Genomic DNA, 17,256 nt, shown 5'->3' with positions numbered 1-17,256 from the left:
CGAGGGTCCAGGCAGGCCAGGCCGATCTCGTTGAACCGGTGGATCACGTCGCGGACGGTGTCCTCGTCGGCCTGCACCAGCTTCGCGATCACCGGGACGCGGTTCCCGCCGGCCGAGGCCAAAAGCATCATCGCGCGCCGGTAGCGCACCGAGCTGGTACTGCCCCGGCGCACGATCTGCTGCAGCTTCTGCCCCTCCTGGTCGGTCAACCTGCGCACACGGACAGGCTCGGCCACCACACCCCCAGCGGTTCGGATCGGACGTCACCACACATCCAACCGCCACGACCACCAACCCGGCGAACCTATGCGGTCACAGCACTAGAAGGGATCGTCGAGTCACAGTTCATCCGGCCGGTCATGCTCGGCGAGAGTGTGCTCCCCTATCGAGTCTTGCCGCCCCGCAAGGCTGTGCTGCCCCTGGAGGGTGCCACGCTCATGGACGGCGAGCACCCCCATCTCGATCGCTATCCGGATGTGGCCCAGTGGTGGCGCCAGGCAGAGCAGCGTTGGACGAAACACCGCAGTACCACGCTCGTGCAGCGCTTGAACTTCAGGAGAGGGCTCAGCCTCCAAGTTCCTGGAACACCGCTCCGCGTGGTCTACGGGGCATCCGGCATGCATGTGGTCGCAGCGCTGGTCGACGACCCAAGCATGATCATGGAGCACAAGCTGTACTGGGGCACGGTCGCCAGCCGGGAAGAGGGCATGTACCTGTGCGCGATTCTGAACACCCCAGTCACCACCGAGCTGGTCCGTCCCTTCATGTCCTACGGCAAGGATGAGCGGGACATCGATAAGAGCCTGTGGAACCTGCCCATCCCGCTGTACGACGCCGGTAACCCCAAGCACCGTCGACTCGCCGAACTTGGTGAGGCCGAGACCGCCCGTATCGCGGCCCTCGACCTCGACGAGAGCACCTACTTCGTCCGTCTGAGGCAGAGCGTGCGCCAGGCCCTGGCGCAGTCACCGCACGCCGAAGAACTCGACACCCTTGTCGGAGAACTCCTCGACCAGTAACCACGGCTACGGCCCCGACAACTCCGTCCGCGCCGCCGCCCTCACCGAAGGCGGCTGGCGGTACTGCAACTACGGCTGCGGCTACGCTGCCGCCCCGTCCAGCATCCGCAACCACGTCCGCAAGTACCACGAGCAGGAGAATGCGACCATGGCCGATGATTCCACTCAGAGCGGCAGCCTGGAGCACTCAATTCGCACGCTAGGCGGCCTGTGGGACACCACCCGTGGCGTGACCGTCTTGCGTGATGCCGGATATGCCCCGGACGAGAAATACGTGCGGGAAACCTACCGCCGCCTCGCCAAAGCCGGCCTGCTGGTCAAGGTGCAGGACCGGCCCGTTCAGTACCGCGTCATCGAGCCGTGAGGACCACGATCGTGACCGAACAGCGCTTCATCACCACCGGCCCGACTGCACCACGGGGTTCCACTCCAGGAGAGCGGTCAACGTGGAGGCGGGACGAACGATCCGCCCCATCCTCCACGTGACCAAGGCCGAGGCCCGCGCCGAGAACAAGAAGCCCTGCGGGCACTGCGTTGGACGGGCTTGACCACCACAGAAGGACGAAAGGCGCCCCCCGCTCATGCAAGGGCGTCTTGTGGGGAGGGGCCCCTTGGGAGCTCGAGGGGCGGACCGAGGGGGAGGGCTCTCGCCGGGTGTACGGGTCTGGGGGTCTCCGGCCTTCGCGCGGGGGCGGGGCGGAACCGGATGCGCGACTGCCCGCGCGCGCGTGCGTAGGACGGTCTCACGGGTTTCACCGATGTACCTATCCGCATGTCAGCGGGCCGGGTGCGGGTCTCACGGTGGGGTGGCCGGGCCTTCGCTGTGCGGGCGTTGGGCGGTTTCACGGCTCGGCTCGCCGTTGGGCGCCTACCATCCGTGAAACGGAGCCTCGAGGGGGACATGATGGGCGCCAGCGACAGCAACACCATGTCCGGGAAACCTGGATCGGCGAGAGCCGGTATGCCTTCTGTATCGGCATGGCACGCCACTTTGAGGCGGAGCAGCGCGAGGCCATCGAGCGTGGCGACAGCGAGGCTGCTGAACAGTACCGGCTGTGGGGCCTCGGCTTCCTCTTCGAGACCGAGAACTTCGACACCATGCAGCCCAAGCGGATCGTCCCCGATGCGGAAGCTGCACGGCTTCGAGCTGCCGAGGACGAGGAGAAGCAGGCCCAGGCGGACGCCGAGCATCTTGCCGCGCTGAAGAAGAAGCTCGGCATCACCCCGCGCGCCAACGGGCCTGCGTACCGCCCGTACCGTGGCGGGCTTCCGACCCTTGGCAAGGACCGGTAACACGGTTTCCCCTATCGGCCGGGTGTCGACGGCTCCCGTGCGCGCGCGTGGGGCGGTCCAGAAAGTCCAGAAACCTGGGGAACGGTGGAGGCCCGCGCGGTGCGGTGCCGGCGGGCCTCGGAGGCCGGGTGTGGTCAGAGGCCGGTGACGGGGTTGCGCTCCCAGCGGTCGCCCTCCTCCAGGTAGCCGAGCAGGGCGCGGGAGCCGTCAGCCCAGCCGCCGTGGCGGCCGAATGATCCGCGACGGCGATAAGGTCCGTCGCATGTCCGTGAACCCGAATGATCTCCTCACCGAGGGCGCTGCGATACGCCTGGCCGGCGACAACGTCATCGGCTGCGAGATCGATGGCGCCTCCGTCCTGCTCGGCGACTCCGCAACCGTGATCATTGCGGACCTGCGGGACGGGCCCGACGTAAGCGGCGTATGGAACGGCCGCCGGTTCCACCTTCACGGACCATTCGTCGACGACGTCGGCGTCCGCCTGTTCGGACATCCCCCGGACTCTCCCGAATGGAGCTGGACCCAGTGCCCGGACACGCGACCGGTCCATCTGCTGACCCGACTGCCGGAAGGCTACGTATACCTGGGAGTCGGCAAGCCGGGGCAGGCCAGATACACGGACGGATGCCTGGACTACGCGGCCCTGACGATAGAGCCGGAACTGACCCCGGAGCTCCTGAACCGGGTCAGGCCGCCTGCCGAACCCGAGACATTGCCGAACCTGGACTGGCTCACGTATATGACCGCCAGCCCGCTCGAAGCGCTGACGCAGTTCGTCGAAGGCTGGATCCCCGAGACCTACCAGGACCTCGGCACGTTCGCCGCAGCCCCATGGGAAGTTCCCGAACCGCTTGCCGTGTTCTACCGGCTGGCCCGACACCGGCCCGCCCTGCTCGGCGTTCAGAACCGTCTGCGGCCCCCACACGCGTGGCGGGAGGAGCACGACGGCCTGATCGCCTTCGGAGACGAGAACCAGGGCGGATTCACCTGGCTGTTCGATCCATCGCGCCCCGACCCTGACGTATGGATAGACCAGGACGGGTACGAGCTGCGCCGGGAGCATCAGCCGCTGAGCGGCTTCCTGCTCCAGTTCGCCCTGTATGAGGCCATGATGAACGCCCCCTACAACGCCCTGCGCACCGATCTGGCCGCCGAGCACGTCGACACGCTGACAGCCGCACTGACTCCGGTGCCGTGGGAGCCCTGGCGCTGGCCGAACGACTCCACACGCTTCTACGTCGCACCCGGCGTGATCGCCGAGACGACGGACCAGTGGCACGGGAACACCTCGGTGTGGGTCGGCGCGGTACATCGCAGCGTTCTCCGGCCACTGGGGCGGCTCGGAATCCCCTGGACCAACTTCGACGGCTGAGCCACCGACGGCCCAAGCAACGTGCCCGGATCACCGCCCCACGGCCCGTCAGCTCAGATTCGAACCCGCGAGCCGCTCTGGGGCGTTGATCAGGCTCGGAGTCCGGCGCGCTCGGCGACGTCCGTGTCGAAGATGACGAGCACATCGTCGGTACACAGGTGGAACGGCCCGTCAGGCTCGTAGGTGGCCGCGCGGGTGAAGCGGGAGAGGATCGCCTCGGTGGAGGCGCTGCCGGTGCGAATCGCGGTGGCGTACTTGATGACCTGGTCGTAGTTGTGGACCAGCTCAGGCGCGACGGCATGGGCAAGTCCAGGCTTGCCCTCCCCATCGCCGCCTGTGTCTTCCTGGGGCCGCGTCTCGGCGTTATCCACGGGTCCGGCGGCCGTTGCGCCAAGGACGCGGAGTGAGGAAGGCATGCGACATCCTCCTGCTTAACGACTCCCAGCGTCATCGGTTCGACGCCAGACGTTGTGCCTCGCGCAGCCAGTGGCCGTGTTTGCCTACCGCCGTTTGCACAGCAGGTGGGGCACCGTCCCACAGGCCGGGCTGACCTCCGAGGCGGTCGGCGACGTCCTGACCCGGCTCGGCGCCCGCGCACGGCTGGACATCCGGCCCACCGGCCACAGCCCCCGCCGCGGCCTGGTCACCGAGTCCTCCCGCGCCGGCAACCCCGACGCCGTGGCGGAGACGAACGCGTGAGCGAGACGACCACCCTCATCCCCGAGCCCGAACCGGCGCGTCCGTGGCGACCGGAGGACAGGCCGCAGCCGCAGGTATGGACGTGGCCCAAGGGCGACCGCCCGGCCTTGTGGGTGCTGTCCGGCGGCCGGTGGCGGTATGCGCCGGTCCTTGCGCGGCAGGACTGGGTGGACGGGTCGGTTTGACCGGCGCGCACCTGCGCGGTGCGGACCTGACCGACGCGGACCTGCACGGTGCGAACCTGACCCGTTCCCGTGGGTACACACCCTCGCCCAGCTCGTAGACCCGAAAAACCCCCTCCCCTTCCTCAACCTCCGGGTAACGGCGAGGGCGCGTCAGGCGCCAGGGTGGGGAGGTTCCTCGTCGGCGCGGCCGCCGGCTCCGAGGGTCCGCCGCGGTGTGGGGAGCGTCGCCGTGGGGGCTCCGAGCACGCCCCGAGCGCGCAGCTCGGCAACGTCGGGCAGGTGGACGCCGGGGAGTTCGTCGAGAAGGTCGGCCTGGGCGGCGCGGATGCTGTGCGCGGCAGCCTCGGGGCCGGTGCCAAGGGCGCGGCGGACGGTCACGCCGATCATCGTAAGGGCGGTGCGGCGTACACCGAGGCCCGTTGGCGTCACGGTTTTATAGCTGCGGGGCCGTGCCGAACTCGGCTCGAACTCAACCGGCAGCTGACCGCCGCGAACACGGTCATCGCCTCGCTGCACCACAACAACCAGATGCTGCGGACCGAGCACCAAGCGGAGGGCAACGTCCTTGAACTGCCGCCTCGACCGAGGGGCTGAGCGCGTTCACGAGTACCGGCGAGCGGATCTTCGAAGGGGGCTCATCGCCCAGTCTGGTTGCCTACTGTTGGGCCAGCTCGGCATCGTTGCGCAGCCGGGGCAGGAGGGGGTTCAGCCAATGGCGCGGATCGTCGAATCCTCCAGGCGTGGGGCACGTCCGCCCGCCATGGAGCTGGCTCCCATCGCCCGGCGCACGCGATGGCGTCCTTGCTCAGTGGTTCAAGCCGGAGTCGTCCGTTGACCCTGCGTAACTCGGACGCCCACGAACACCAGGAACAGGACTCAACGGTTTCCCATCGCCACACGAGATCCTAGATAATCTGCCTCTGCACATGGGGACTTGGGCCACCATCTAGTTAGGGGATACGTGTGTCGAGCCCTTCAAGTAACACTGGCGGAAGTGCGCACGGAAGTCCTGCAAGCCACGGAGCAGGCACCCAGCCGCCTACTCCATCCGCGCCAAGCGACCAAGGCACACCCGCTCCGGTACCCGCAGCGACTCCCACGCCGGCACCAACGCCAGCCACCCCATCTGCCTCGGCAGCGGCGCCGGCTGCGCCTTCGACGACCGGCACGCCGTCTGCACCTGACAGCGATCCAAGTTCACGCTGGGGGCACAAGCCCAACATCATTGGCCTGCTTGGGGCAGCCGCCGCAATTGTCAGCCTCCCTCTCATCATCATCTATGGCAATGACTCCTCCGACACCGGGCACTCTCAAGCGGAGAGCGGGGAGGTGCAGGCAAGCACAGGAGTTTCAGAAGCGGCACGTCAGCCGAACCTCAAAGTTGAGCGTGTTGCCGCCTACATCAAAGGAGGCATCGAGGGCAAGGTCGTCGACACGGTTGATGAAGCAGTACTGGAAGAAGGAAAGTTCGATGGACCTCACATCGATGTCACCTTCGACAATAGGGCCCCAGGTCCATCTCTCGTCACCAAGGCGACGGTACACGTCCGCGAGTCCGGATTCCTGCCCTCATGCCACCAAATCGGCGGGAATTTGGTTGTATCCATGAACTACGACTTCCCAATTCCCGCCAAGCCCCTGAAGGATTACGAGAAATCGAAGGAGATCAGTTTCACGGTCAAAGATAATGACCTCGACCGCCTGACTGTGACCATTGGGCCAGACGGGGATCTAATCGTACCCTGGTACGGACTGGTAGATGTTTCCTTTCAGCATGACGGCAAGAAGACAACGGTTGGCCCTATTGCCGTAGTCGACGTCGGCACCGATCCAAAATTCCGCCCGGATGGTGACAGCTGGATCATTAAGGACGTAGTTGATCCGTACTGCTTGAGTGAGTCATCCTCGCTGGTAGACCGCCTCATGGGTACCCCTGGCGTCACCGTCTCGAAGGAACTGAAGTCACTGCGAGACAAGCTGACCTCTATGGGACACTGAGTTCCCACGCAGGATCCCCGTATGGTGTCCCACCAAGTTAATACAATTTGCGCGAGTTCAGGAGAGTTGAAGTCCCAGGACGCGGCCACAGCTCAGCGAGTTGGTTTACCCGTCCTCGCATGGAGTCGATCAATCATCCTCGAACCGTAGACATAAAGAAATTCGCCGCGCGCCTCATAGCTGTTCCCACTTTCGACAGCGCGCACCCACATCTGCTTCCCCGAGGAAATATCAATGGCGGCCAGCTCGCTACGATTCCCTAACGCAGTATGGACTGATGCGTACACCACTCCGCCCTCGGTAGCGACGATATCAACATCGTCCCGTTGCTCCCAGAAATGACTCATCTCCCCGGTGGCGGCGTTCAGGAATAGCAATCGGGACGTTCCGAGGCGAGAGCTGTCAGCGTGAGCTGTGTATTCGGGAACGATCAAAGTTTCCCCATGCAGGACGGGAGTCTCATGGCTGGCCTTGTGCCTGCGCCGCGACCAAATCTCTCGTCCGGACCTCGCATCGAGAGCGATGCAGCGGCCGTCAGCCGCTACATAGAGATTGTGCGACGCACCGACGGCTGGCTCTGTCAGGCTTTCGTCCCCCCTGCGGGTCCATAGCAGGGCCCCGTCAGATAGCCGCCAGGCATCGAGCTGGGGCTGCTCCAGTGAATCAGCCAGGAACCAGGCCAACAGGACACCGTCAATAATGGGGGTATATCCAACCACTGACGCCGACCGCTCACCCGTGGGATTACTCATCTCGACGGGACTGCGCCACAAGGACCGGCCTGTCCTCGGATCAACGGCGCGCATCTGTCCGTCCCACCCTGAATCGGGGTGACCGATTTGATCGATGTGCTTGATGAGCAGAGAGTCATCCAAGGGGATCAGATGTTGTGTCGCTGGCACGGAAATCTCCCAAACAGGCTTGCCCGTTGTTGCCCGCACGGCATACACGTGGCCAGTGCCGATGTCCGGTGGCTCTGACGGATTCTGGTCTGCATAGATCACCAGATCCTTCCACCTAGTGCACGACGACAGGCTGCCGGATAACTGACGGGACCACAGAAGAGTGCCAGTGGCTGCTTCCAAGGCAAAGACCGCGGAAGAGCGTCCCCACCGGCCCGTCACCACCAGCCCGTCTCCCAGTAGAGGCGTGGACTGCTGCACATCCTTCTTGAGAGAGACCTCGCGTGGCGGCGTGAAGCGCCAACGCTCCCGCCCTGAAATTGCGTCGAAGGCTCGGACACGACCGCCGTACTCAGCGCAATAGAGAGTGTCTCCCTCAAATGCGGGAGGCGCGGTATTGAACGTGATGTTGATCGGCCAACTTGGAGCTGTATCGGGTGCAGCGGTCCCGGACGGCGGCGTTGCCTTGGAGCCTGGCTCGCCCTTCCCGGAACCGGTATCCCTCTGACAAGATGTGAACAGCCAGGCACCCGCCCCCAGCCCCGTTGCTGCCGATACCGCGCCTGCAACGAGCGCCCGCCGTGATGGCCCCCGTCGATTCCGTTCCGAGCCACCGCCTCGATTCTCCGCCTGCACCATCCCCCGCTCCCCCTTACCGGATACTGTTGCCTGAAACAGCTCTCTCTTTAAAGTGACCGTCTGCGTCTCCGGCCCCTCACCGTAAATAAGTGATGGACCAAGCTACCGCAGACAATCAAGTCCGGCGATGCCGCCGCCGGCCGGGCAGCCTGTGGCCATGGGCTGTCACGCCCCGTGGTTCTCATAAATGACCATCTGTGAGAGTTCTGAGAACGGCCCCCGAGTGATCACGTTTCCGCAGGCCGCCACTCGCAAAAGTCCCCTCAAAACCTGCACGTTATGCGAGGCACTTCTGAGAGACTTCCCGCATGGATCTCACGCCCGATCAGGCAGCACTTGCGGTAGAACGTCACGACTGCACGAAATGTGACGCGCCCGCCGGCAGCGCCTGCCGCACCCGCGGCGGGAAGACCGCCGCGAAGTACCACACCCCCCGCTTCGTTCTCGTCCCCGCGCTCCGCGAGGAACTCGAAGTTCTTGTCCCCGCCGACCGGTACCCGGGCCGCGCGTGGAAGCAGGGCGCGGCACTCGCGATCGTGCCCGCGCCCCGCACCGAGCGACCGATCAGAATTGGGTATTCCCGCACCTCGACCGCCCGCCAAGAGCTGGCGAGCCAGCTCGAAGCCCTCCACCGGGCCGAGTGCCACAAGGTCTTCAAGGAACAGATCAGCACCCGCGTCAAGGTGCGGCCCGAGCTGGAGAAGGCGCTCGCGCTGGCCCACCAGTTCAAGGAGGCCGCGCCCGATACACCGGTCATCTTCACGGTGCACGAGCTCAAGAGGCTGGCCAGGAACGCGGCCGAGCTGATGAGCCTGTCCGCCGAGCTCCAGGCCGGCGGCATCCAGCTCGAACTCCTCACCGGTCCGCTCACCGGGATCTACGACCCCAACGGCATGGGCGCCATGTTCTTCGCCGTGCTCGCCGTCGCCGGGCAGATCGAGCGCAACTACATCCGGGAGAAGACCCTCGAAGGCCAAGTCATCGCCGCATCCAAGGGCAACCACGGCGGACGGCCGAAGGTCATCGACGACGACATGCTGACCTTCGCCGTCGCACTGAAGGACAAGGGCGTCCCCGTCCCCGAGATCGCGAAGAAGCTCACGATCAAGGTCGGGAAGAACGCGGGCAAGTCACCGTCGGTCGCCTCGCTCTACCGGGCGCTCGCCGAAGCCGAGGCCGCCGCGGTGGATGACGGCCTTCCGCTGCGACCCAAGCCCGCCCGTATCCGCCGGCCCGGAGAGCCACTCACCGCCGAGGAGATCGACCTGCGCGAACGGCTCCAGTCCCAGCCCCACCCGAACGCCGAGATGCGGTAGAGCCTGCCCCGCGTGCTACCGGCCCTCCAAGTAGTCGGCGGCGCGTTCGGCAGCCTCATCAAGGGACAGCCTTCGAGGGACCTGCGGCCGGTCCCTCCGACGCTCAAGGAAACTGGCCACCCAGCCCCACCGCACACCGGATTTCTGTTCAGCACTCATCGAGCAAGATCATCCCATTGCCCCTTTGACGCTCACCTCGGCGGCCCAGGGACCAAGATCAAGTGCTTAACGCCAACGGCTGTACGGATGGTCCCCAAGGCCGAGGCTGCGGCCTGTTCCAGGGCGAGGGGGAGATCGCCGGGACCGGAGCGGCGCAGCAGCAGGGCCGCGTTGACCATGTTGGCCTCGCGCCTGAGCTGGTCGGAACCCGTGGATAACGCCGAGACGCGGCCCCAGGAAGACACAGGCGGCGACGGGGAGGGCAAGCCTGGACTTGCCCATGCCGGGGCGACCGGTGACGTCCCCCGCGAGGGGACGTACCTTTGTCCCCCGTTCTGCCTCTGCTTCACAGCTTCAGGAAGGCACAGGCGGCGATCCAGACGGTCAGCCCGAACGTCAGGGGCACGACCAGCTGCGGGGCCTGGATGGCGACGCTGACGGCAAAGGCGGTGCCGAGGGCGGCGACAGCGAGCTTGGTGCGGGCGGGGTCGGACATGGGGCAGGGCCTCCTGGCGAGTTGGGACGGCCGCCGGGTGACGGCCGGGATCACCATCGAGGAGTCGTGGGTTAGCCCCGCAACCTCCTCACCCCGTGTCGTCCCAGACGACGGCGATCTGCGACTTACCGACGCCGCCCATGCCGTGCAGGGCCTCCGGCAGGACCGCGGTGACACCACCCTCGCCGCTACCCGTGGGGCATCCGGTCTCCGGACGGCTCGGGTCTGTCCGACTCCCTACGAGCCGGGAGGCCCAGCGGCCCCTGTAGGGGCTCCTGCCGGATTCGCACCATCTGCTCGCGGTGTCGGAAGTAGTCGCGGTAGAAGTCGCGCCGGTGCTCGGACTCCTGCGGCAGCACCGCCGGCACCAGCGCCACGAGCGCTACACCGAGGTAGACCCACCACGGAGCGTGGACGAACGCCGAGAGGCCGAGCGCGGCGCCGCCTCCGACCAAGCCGGTGACCCGAGCGGGGAGACGGGACCGCTGGCGGCTCACCGCTTCCTCCTCGGCGCCTGGGCCCGGCGGTCGGCATAGGCGAGGGCGCGAGCCACGATGACTGGCAGCGCCGTCATCGGCTGTCGACATCCAGGGGGCTGAGACAGCCGTTCACAGAAAGGGAGGCCGCTGGTCAGAAGCCTCCGAAGAGGGCTACGCGGAACAGGGTGTCCCGTACAGGGGCTTGCCCAACTCGACTCACGGATGCCGGGCCCTTTAGGCTCGGTGGCGGTAACGATGGCTTCTCTCCAATCGGTCGAATGCTTGTCGCAGAGCGCAGATCGGGTGATGAGGGACTGTCGGACTACGCAGGTGGCCCCCTGTTGGCGCAGGGGGCCGCTGGTCTTTTCCTCCCGGGTGTCGAAGGACGGTCGGACTACGCGGCGATAAGCAACCCGTTGGCGCGGTCGGCCTCAGAACCCGGACCCCCCAGCGTCGATCTCGACCGCGAAGTCCTCGTCCTGCGACCGGTGTTGCTCGTCTGGAGATGAGGATAGGCAAGGCGGGTGGGGTACTCGTAACGATCGGCGGCACAACGCAAATGCCTCGAACGGTATAAGTGGGATATTTTGAGGGGGCAGGGGGAACGTCATTTCGGAGATGCGGTAGCTTCTGTCCTGACCCCTTGCCTTCGTGCGGCCTACTTCAAAAAGCGCAGGTCATAGGGGTGTTGAGGCTTGTGCATGCAGGGTGACGCTGTGCGCGACATCACACTGCCTATGCTCTCGGTCCTCGTGTCGTCCCTGCATCTCAGGTGCACCTGACGTCGGCACAACGGGTGGAGTGCCCCTACCAGTGCCTCCGGCCTGCGTCGCACCTTCGAGGTCGCCTTGCACACCACCTCTTGCGTGCCGTCGCGCATGTGATGGGTGAGGGTTGCCCCGAGCCCCAGCACGTCGAGCGCCCTGATCTCCTCGCCGGTCTCGAGAACCACGGGCCGCTCGATCACCTCGTACGGTCCGAAGAGGACCTCCACACCGTTGAGGACGTACAACTTGGAGGTCGGCGTCAGCGGTACGTGCCGGATCTGCACGTCGACCGCGGGCACCAGGTACTCGGTTCCCAGGTCGCGCAGCACGCTGCGCGGTGATTCCGTGTGCCGCTCGGTGATGACGACGATGTCGCCGTTCATCTCGGTGAGCCCCTCGTCGTCGAAGGCGTTGTCCAGGGAGAGCATCCGCTGACGGTGCACACCGATGGGCTGAGGACGATGGCTGCTGGGGGCCTTCGCCGGCCCCCAGACCCCCGCTCCCGCGGCACCGACCGGCGCGGCAAGGAAGCGGGGAGTGCGGCCCGGTGCGCGCCGGACGGCACCGCGGCCCGTGCACCGTCGCCGGGAACGGCGGGGCAGACGGGCCGCGAGGGTGGACAGGGGCGACGTCAGGCCTCGCCCTCAGCCGCCTGCACGGGAAGAGGGACGTCCGGGTAGAGCTCGGCGTATGTCGCACGGTGTTCGGCGAAGTGGTCCAGCCCGGCCTGGGTGATGTGCAGCAGCGGCCACGTGTCCTCGTGGTAGCCGCGGGGCTCGAACTGGATCAGGTCCATGTCGGTGGCGAACCCCTTGTCGGCCAGCACCTTGGGGGCCTTGGCGCTGCGGGTGACACGCCTGACGTCCCCGAGTAGCAGGCCCTTGGGGAGCGCCTCCAAGTCCTCGGGAGTGACCTTCCGGCCGTACGCCTCGACGACGTGACGGGTGTGATGGCGCTCGCCCTGGTCGACGTTGACGAGGGCGACGAGCAGCCGGTAGGGCACCTTGTCGAGCAGCCCGGCCGGGCGCCGCTGCTTCTTCGGCTGGGGCTCCTCCGGTGGGGCGGTCAGCAGTCGGTACAGGTAGCCGTCCCGCAGCGCCCGGTGCAGGTGCGCGGCGAGCGCCCACGGGTACTCCAGCTCGGTGCCGCGCGCAGGGGTGGGCACGGCGTCGGTCTGGAGGCCGGTGGCGGCCTTCGCCTTCCCCTTGCGGGTGGTGGCGGCCCGGTGGCGCCGCTTGCGCATGCATTCCGCGTGCAGGCGTTCGGCCTCCACGTCAACCGAGACCACCCCGGTGGGAGTGAACGCCGGCAGTGCGGCGACGGGGGCCTCCGTCTGGGCACGCATCGCTGCCACTGGGTCGGCGCCCTCCACGAGTGCGGTTACCGCCGCGAGCGTGGCGGCCGCGTACTGCGGCACCCGCTCCGTCAGGGCGGTCTGCATCTGCTCCCGGTAGCCGTCGTAGGTGTCGGCCAAGGCCTTCGCGTGGCCCTTCTTCAGCTCGAAGATCTCCCGATACAAGGCCAGGGCCAGCCCCGTCGTCCGCCGGTGGAACTCCTCCCTGAACTCGCCTTCAGCCCGCCTGCGTTCCTCCTTCGCCTGCTCCGTGGCCCTCTCGGCGGCGAGGGCGAGCGACCGGCATTCGTCCCCGAGTCTTTCGAGGAGTCGGTCAGCCGCCTCGGGCCAGCCGACCGCGCCCGACGGGTCGGGCAGATTCAGCTTCGGATAAGCGGCGGCGTAGGCGGCGTGGTGCTCGGCGAGATGGGCGACGCCCTCCTCGGTGATCTCGAACCCCATGGCGTAGCCGCGGGAGCGGGCCAGCCCGCGCGGAATGAGGTCCTTGTCGATGGTGGGCGAGCGGCGCCAGTCCAGGTATCCCGTGCGGCCCTTGGAGGCCTCGTAGAGCTGCCCGAGGACCTCGGCGGCCCGCTCTTTGAGCGGCACCTTCGTCCGGGAGGCCCGCGGCCGGGTCACCCACCGCATCAAGGCCCGACCCTGCTTGGTCATGGCTACGGTGTGCATGTACCCGAACCGGGTGGGCCGCAGGTCGGTGGTGATCAGGTCATGGCCCACCAGGATCTTGATGGTGGCACCGGTGCCCGGATCGTGGTGCCCGGCGCCCCGCCAACGGATCTGCAAATCCGTGATGCCCACCAGTTCACGGGGTGCGGCCGGTTCGTGGTACGCGTCGATCGTGCGCCACTCGGACGCCGGGGTACGGTTCCACTCCCCCGACGCGCCCGCCGCACGCTGCGCGGCCTCCCGCGCCTGGTCCTCCTCGAAGACGGTCTTGAGATAGAACTGCTGCCGCGGGTTCAGCGCTTGCCAGATCGCGGAGTAGTTGACGGCCACAGCCTTCCTTCCTGCTCCTCACGTGCGTCGTACGGTGACCGGACCGGGCGCGCGGGTCCGGTCACAGCCCGATTCCGTCGGTGGCGGCGTCCTCGAACATCTCGCCCTCGTCGATGTACTCCCAAAACACCGCCGAGTTGGCGGACCAGCCACCCTGCTTGCGCAGCTTCTCGACCCGCTTGCCCTTCTTCCGGCCGGTGGTGACCAGGCCCCGCCGGCCGGAGTGGCCGGTGATCCGGCGTCCGGTCAGTCCGGCGTACTGGGCGGCGCGGGCCATGGCGCGGCCGACGCCGTCCGGCGACAGCCGGATGGTGCCCAGGTGGCCCCACTGGTCGACGGGAAGGAACGCGGGACCGTCCGGGGCGGCCCCGGCGGCAAGTTTGGCCTCCTGCCAGGCCAGCCAGCAGCGCACCGGGCAGGTGTCGGGGTTCTCGCCGTAGGTGACGGGCACGTCCCGGGCCGGTCGGCCCTTCACCGACGGGACGTGCACCTTCAGGCCCTCGTCGACGAGCCGGATGTGCGGGTCATCGAGTTCGCTCATCTCCGCGTTTCGCCCGGCGACGGCGAACTTCAAGGTGTTGAGCGCCCGGTCCCGCAGCCGGGCCAGCTCCGGCACCACGAGCGTAAGGCGGCGCCGAGCGGTCGGCTGCGGGGCCCGTTCGCGGGGCGCCGTGTTCATCGCCTTCAGGTCGTCCGGGGTGGCGGCCGCCGCCTTGCCGCGCCCGCGGGCCTGCCGCCCCTTGTCGTTCTTCAGCGGCTTCAACGCCCGGCGGGCCGCCTCGGTGGCCGTCTTGGGCACGGTGTATCCGTAGCGGCGGGCCTCGGAGGTGACGCCGGTGATCCTGCGTTCGATCGTGTTCGGCGCGGCCTTCTGCACCTGGTCCAACCAGGTCACGAAGCCCACGAAGGTGCCGACAGTGATGGAGCTCAGCGGCAGCTCGGTGCCGGTCTTCTCGGCGAGCCAGCTGTGGAACTCCTTCCACTGCTGCCAGTCGCGGGCATAGCCGGAGCTCGTCTTCTTCGGCCGGATCCGGTCGAGGTGCTCCTCAGCGTCCTTCTCCAAAGCCTTCAGGACGGCGGCCGCCGCCGGGTCGTGCGCCTCGACCGCGGCCTCGGCAGGGACGTCGTCGTCGACCAGCTCGGCGTCAACGACCTCAACATGCTCCAGCTCGGTGGTCATCGTCCTTCCTTCACAGTCCCGTTTCCCTCCAGGCCCTCACGGCTGTTCTGCGCGATCGGACGTGCCGACGGCAGCCGTTGTTGGCGGTCAGGAGTCGCCGGTGATGGTGCGTTTCGGTGCAGCGGTGACCAGCCGGACCCAGCGCGCCGCCAGGTCCACCGCCGCCCCGTCCCGGGTCCTGCAGCGCGGGCCGGGGTGGCCGCCGAGACGGCCGGCCCAGCCGTTGCGCCCGGAGCGGGAGGCGCCGCCGTAGGTCGGCTCCACGTAGCCGATCACGGTGTCGTCGCTGCGCAGGATCCAACGGTGGTTGTCCCGGTGTTCCGGGTGACGCACCAGTTCCGCGGCGTCGATGATGGCGCGGGCCTTCTTCCGCGCGAGCTTCTGCGGCCGCGGCTCGATCCCGCTGGGCGTGGTCGTTACCGCTGAATCATCGTGTGGCTCTTTGACGGCGCGCGTCGCCGGTCGGGTGGCCCGGGCGCTCCGCCCCGAATCGTCACGTGACGCTCCCGACCCGGCGGCGGCCGCACCCGCCGGTTCCCGGCGGACGGCCGTTTCCCCGACGGTTGCGGTCGGGACGGCCTGGCGGCCGGGGACGCCGTGCAGTGCGTGCGCAGCGGGACCGGCCTGGTGGGCGCGGGCCGTGAGAACGGCCGGGATCCACGCCAGCACGCCGAGGTCGAAGTCGTCGACGGCTTGCCCGGCGGCCAGGGCAGCGGCCAGCCGCCGTGCCGCGAGCGCAAGTTGGTCGGCGAGCTCCGACGCGGGCACACCGTCGTACCGGGCGAGCAGACCCTGTAGGTCGCTGGAGGCAAGGCGGTGGGCGTCGCGCTGCCGCTGGCGGGCGCGATACGCCTTGGCCTGGCAGGCGCGCGAGCAGTAGCGGCGGGCGCGCGGGCCGCGCTGCGCGGGCAGGTCTGCGCCGCACACCAGACACATCGCCATAGAGACCCCTCCCCCCTTCAATCGTCACGTGACGCTTGCATGCACGCTACCACCCCGGGACCCGAGCATCACGTGACGATTGAGCCTGGGTGTGGCACGCCGGTCACCGGCCCGCCTCCTGCGAGGCAGAGCCGGACGGCCGTGTCGACCGACTCGGCGTGTGTCAAGCGTTCGACACTTTCGGGCCGCTGGCGGGAAGCGGAGTCGACGGTTCCTCATGTCTGTTTTATCGCCTCGGATATGGCACATTATCCGAGGCGAGACGCTGCGGTCCACGGAACTCGACAGCACGTCAAGGCGGGCTTACAGGGCAAGCAAATGGCAAGCACGGCTTGACGCGGACGGCAGCAGCAAGGCAGACATGACGTGATCGGACGGCGGGTGGAGCCTTCGATACCAGCATTAGCAAGACGGCCTTGCCGATGAGGCATACGCCAGGACTGCCTTGCCCATGCCGTATGAGCAGGTCCGGCGTGACAGCGCCTCAACGTCAGGCCGGGCCTGCCATGGGGCGGGCGTCAGCTATAGCCTGACGGCCATGACTGACACCGCTCCGCCCGTGCCCGCCACGCTCGGTCCCCGCGACGAAGCCCGCGTCTCCTACGGCCTGTGCGCGAAGAAGCTCGCCGACCTCGCCCACGGCCTGCTGGCCCACGACATCGACGCCCCGCCCGGCGACCGGGTACGCCGCGCCCTCGCCCTGCGCGAACAGCTGGAGAAGGTCATCAACCAGGCCGTCGTCGCCGAACGCGAGGAGGGCACCAGTTGGGCCGCCATCGGCCGGGCCGCCGGCGGCATCACCCGGCAGGCCGCCGCCGAGCGCTGGACCCCGGCGGTCACCGCCTGGAGTGCCAACGGACGGCGCGCACTCGGCGGCGGCAGCGGCCTAACCGCCTGGGATGCCGCCGCCAACCTCGATCACGCCTACGCCCGCCTGGACGACGACCGCCCCGGCGACGCGTTCAGCTCCACCCTGGACGCGGTCCGCTTTCCCGACCAGGAGGCCGACCGCATCCGCCGGGAACAGGCGGCTGCCATCGAGGCCCGGCTGAGTGAACTGCGCGCCGAGATCGCCCACCTGGACCACCGCTTCCACCACTCCAGCGCCCCAGCCGACCGGGGCGGAGCCCTGCGCCGCCGCGGCGAAGACCGCGAGCATGCCGCCCGCCTCCTCGACCAGCTGGCCGCCGTCCAGCCCGAACTCGCCGACGAGCACCACGCCGCCGCCGCACGCTGCCGCGCCGAAGCCGCCGCCGACCGCGAGTTCGCCAACCTCCTCGACCCGGCCGGGTAACACGGGGTGCCGGTAAGAACTCTGTCAGTGCGCCACGAGGCGCTGTTGTTTCGGACGGAGGTGGAAGACCGCCGTCGCCTCGGCGTCGTAGCGGCGAGGTGAAGCTGGAGGCAGCCGGAACCGGGGATCGCCGGGGAGGGCGAGAGCAGCCTCGACGAAGTCGGGT

The 17,256-nt window shown here is 67.8% G+C and carries 19 protein-coding genes; 10 read left to right on the top strand and 9 right to left on the bottom strand.

All coding sequences use genetic code 11. The annotated features are described in order from the left end of the window. Positions 1-236, bottom strand: a 236-nt coding sequence (locus ABZ818_RS39615) for a helix-turn-helix domain-containing protein (RefSeq protein ID WP_361426250.1), incomplete at its 3' end; no start/stop codon positions are given. 381 nt (positions 237-617) lie between these two features. Between ABZ818_RS39615 and ABZ818_RS39610 the strand changes: the two genes are divergently transcribed. From ABZ818_RS39610 to ABZ818_RS39595, 4 genes are all read left to right on the top strand, one after another. Continuing rightward, positions 618-1,019 carry a hypothetical protein gene (locus tag ABZ818_RS39610; protein ID WP_361426247.1) on the top strand — a complete coding sequence of 134 codons (402 nt, stop codon included), beginning with the start codon at positions 618-620 and terminating at the stop codon, positions 1,017-1,019. Beyond that, a complete protein-coding gene (locus ABZ818_RS39605) occupies positions 994-1,383 on the top strand; it encodes a hypothetical protein (RefSeq protein ID WP_361426242.1) in 390 nt (129 codons plus the stop codon). The genes ABZ818_RS39610 and ABZ818_RS39605 overlap by 26 nt, the downstream gene beginning before the upstream one ends. A 614-nt stretch (positions 1,384-1,997) precedes the next feature. Beyond that, the gene (locus tag ABZ818_RS39600) at positions 1,998-2,312 is read left to right on the top strand and encodes a hypothetical protein (RefSeq protein WP_361426239.1); all 315 of its coding nucleotides are present in this window, start codon (positions 1,998-2,000) and stop codon (positions 2,310-2,312) included. A 262-nt stretch (positions 2,313-2,574) separates the two neighbouring features. After that, entirely contained in the window at positions 2,575-3,684 is a 1,110-nt protein-coding gene (locus ABZ818_RS39595; RefSeq protein WP_361426236.1) for a hypothetical protein, read from the top strand. 89 nt (positions 3,685-3,773) lie between these two features. Here the strand turns inward: ABZ818_RS39595 and ABZ818_RS39590 are convergent, their stop codons facing one another. Continuing rightward, the gene (locus ABZ818_RS39590) at positions 3,774-4,100 is read right to left on the bottom strand and encodes a hypothetical protein (RefSeq protein WP_361426233.1); all 327 of its coding nucleotides are present in this window, start codon (positions 4,098-4,100) and stop codon (positions 3,774-3,776) included. Positions 4,101-4,194: 94 nt separating this feature from the next. Between ABZ818_RS39590 and ABZ818_RS39585 the strand changes: the two genes are divergently transcribed. The 4 genes from ABZ818_RS39585 to ABZ818_RS39570 all read left to right on the top strand — a co-directional run bounded on the left by ABZ818_RS39585 (position 4,195) and on the right by ABZ818_RS39570 (position 6,566). Then, positions 4,195-4,383, top strand: a complete 189-nt coding sequence (locus ABZ818_RS39585; protein WP_361426230.1) for a hypothetical protein — start codon at positions 4,195-4,197, stop codon at positions 4,381-4,383. A 76-nt stretch (positions 4,384-4,459) separates the two neighbouring features. After that, positions 4,460-4,666, top strand: a complete 207-nt coding sequence (locus ABZ818_RS39580; protein WP_361426227.1) for a pentapeptide repeat-containing protein — start codon at positions 4,460-4,462, stop codon at positions 4,664-4,666. Positions 4,667-4,730: 64 nt separating this feature from the next. Further along, positions 4,731-5,162, top strand: coding sequence for a hypothetical protein (locus ABZ818_RS39575; protein WP_361426224.1), 432 nt, complete (start codon positions 4,731-4,733; stop codon positions 5,160-5,162). Positions 5,163-5,897: 735 nt separating this feature from the next. After that, complete coding sequence (locus ABZ818_RS39570) at positions 5,898-6,566, top strand: hypothetical protein (protein ID WP_361426221.1); 669 nt, start codon at positions 5,898-5,900, stop codon at positions 6,564-6,566. Between the two features lie 92 nt (positions 6,567-6,658). Here ABZ818_RS39570 and ABZ818_RS39565 read toward each other — a convergent pair whose 3' ends face one another. Then, positions 6,659-8,107 (bottom strand): PQQ-binding-like beta-propeller repeat protein, encoded by a 1,449-nt coding sequence (locus tag ABZ818_RS39565; RefSeq protein WP_361426218.1) that lies wholly within the window; start codon positions 8,105-8,107, stop codon positions 6,659-6,661. A 308-nt stretch (positions 8,108-8,415) separates the two neighbouring features. Here ABZ818_RS39565 and ABZ818_RS39560 point away from each other — a divergent pair, with 308 nt between their 5' ends. Further along, the gene (locus ABZ818_RS39560) at positions 8,416-9,423 is read left to right on the top strand and encodes a recombinase family protein (protein ID WP_361426216.1); all 1,008 of its coding nucleotides are present in this window, start codon (positions 8,416-8,418) and stop codon (positions 9,421-9,423) included. 505 nt (positions 9,424-9,928) lie between these two features. Here the strand turns inward: ABZ818_RS39560 and ABZ818_RS39555 are convergent. The 6 genes from ABZ818_RS39555 to ABZ818_RS39530 all read right to left on the bottom strand — a co-directional run bounded on the left by ABZ818_RS39555 (position 9,929) and on the right by ABZ818_RS39530 (position 15,796). Beyond that, positions 9,929-10,078 carry a hypothetical protein gene (locus ABZ818_RS39555; protein WP_361426213.1) on the bottom strand — a complete coding sequence of 50 codons (150 nt, stop codon included), beginning with the start codon at positions 10,076-10,078 and terminating at the stop codon, positions 9,929-9,931. Positions 10,079-10,266: 188 nt separating this feature from the next. Then, positions 10,267-10,575, bottom strand: coding sequence for a hypothetical protein (locus tag ABZ818_RS39550; protein ID WP_361426210.1), 309 nt, complete (start codon positions 10,573-10,575; stop codon positions 10,267-10,269). Positions 10,576-11,215: 640 nt separating this feature from the next. Further along, positions 11,216-11,752, bottom strand: coding sequence for a hypothetical protein (locus ABZ818_RS39545; RefSeq protein ID WP_361426207.1), 537 nt, complete (start codon positions 11,750-11,752; stop codon positions 11,216-11,218). Positions 11,753-11,955: 203 nt separating this feature from the next. Beyond that, positions 11,956-13,674 carry a hypothetical protein gene (locus tag ABZ818_RS39540; protein WP_361426204.1) on the bottom strand — a complete coding sequence of 573 codons (1,719 nt, stop codon included), beginning with the start codon at positions 13,672-13,674 and terminating at the stop codon, positions 11,956-11,958. A 61-nt stretch (positions 13,675-13,735) separates the two neighbouring features. Further along, on the bottom strand, positions 13,736-14,854 hold the full coding sequence (locus ABZ818_RS39535; RefSeq protein ID WP_361426201.1) for a hypothetical protein: 1,119 nt from the start codon (positions 14,852-14,854) through the stop codon (positions 13,736-13,738). 87 nt (positions 14,855-14,941) lie between these two features. Next, on the bottom strand, positions 14,942-15,796 hold the full coding sequence (locus tag ABZ818_RS39530; RefSeq protein ID WP_361426198.1) for a hypothetical protein: 855 nt from the start codon (positions 15,794-15,796) through the stop codon (positions 14,942-14,944). A gap of 538 nt (positions 15,797-16,334) precedes the next feature. Between ABZ818_RS39530 and ABZ818_RS39525 the strand changes: the two genes are divergently transcribed. Beyond that, the gene (locus ABZ818_RS39525; protein ID WP_361426195.1) at positions 16,335-17,090 is read left to right on the top strand and encodes a hypothetical protein; all 756 of its coding nucleotides are present in this window, start codon (positions 16,335-16,337) and stop codon (positions 17,088-17,090) included. Positions 17,091-17,256 lie beyond the last annotated feature (166 nt).

This window comes from Streptomyces sp. NPDC047453, from assembly GCF_040643155.1.
Lineage (GTDB): Bacteria > Actinomycetota > Actinomycetes > Streptomycetales > Streptomycetaceae > Streptomyces.
The sequence above is the reverse complement of the archived record's forward strand: the minus strand, read 5'-3'. Positions and strand labels throughout refer to the sequence as shown.

Bases quoted from the DNA above. Each gene is read 5' to 3' on its own strand.
- ABZ818_RS39530 (WP_361426198.1), bottom strand. From the start codon at position 15,796: ATGGCGATGTGTCTGGTGTGCGGCGCAGACCTGCCCGCGCAGCGCGGC.
- ABZ818_RS39565 (WP_361426218.1), bottom strand. From the start codon at position 8,107: ATGGTGCAGGCGGAGAATCGAGGCGGTGGCTCGGAACGGAATCGACGG.
- ABZ818_RS39600 (WP_361426239.1), top strand. From the start codon at position 1,998: ATGGCACGCCACTTTGAGGCGGAGCAGCGCGAGGCCATCGAGCGTGGC.
- ABZ818_RS39590 (WP_361426233.1), bottom strand. From the start codon at position 4,100: ATGCCTTCCTCACTCCGCGTCCTTGGCGCAACGGCCGCCGGACCCGTG.
- ABZ818_RS39560 (WP_361426216.1), top strand. From the start codon at position 8,416: ATGGATCTCACGCCCGATCAGGCAGCACTTGCGGTAGAACGTCACGAC.
- ABZ818_RS39595 (WP_361426236.1), top strand. From the start codon at position 2,575: ATGTCCGTGAACCCGAATGATCTCCTCACCGAGGGCGCTGCGATACGC.
- ABZ818_RS39610 (WP_361426247.1), top strand. From the start codon at position 618: ATGCATGTGGTCGCAGCGCTGGTCGACGACCCAAGCATGATCATGGAG.
- ABZ818_RS39555 (WP_361426213.1), bottom strand. From the start codon at position 10,078: ATGTCCGACCCCGCCCGCACCAAGCTCGCTGTCGCCGCCCTCGGCACC.
- ABZ818_RS39525 (WP_361426195.1), top strand. From the start codon at position 16,335: ATGACTGACACCGCTCCGCCCGTGCCCGCCACGCTCGGTCCCCGCGAC.
- ABZ818_RS39535 (WP_361426201.1), bottom strand. From the start codon at position 14,854: ATGACCACCGAGCTGGAGCATGTTGAGGTCGTTGACGCCGAGCTGGTC.
- ABZ818_RS39545 (WP_361426207.1), bottom strand. From the start codon at position 11,752: ATGCTCTCCCTGGACAACGCCTTCGACGACGAGGGGCTCACCGAGATG.
- ABZ818_RS39580 (WP_361426227.1), top strand. From the start codon at position 4,460: ATGGACGTGGCCCAAGGGCGACCGCCCGGCCTTGTGGGTGCTGTCCGG.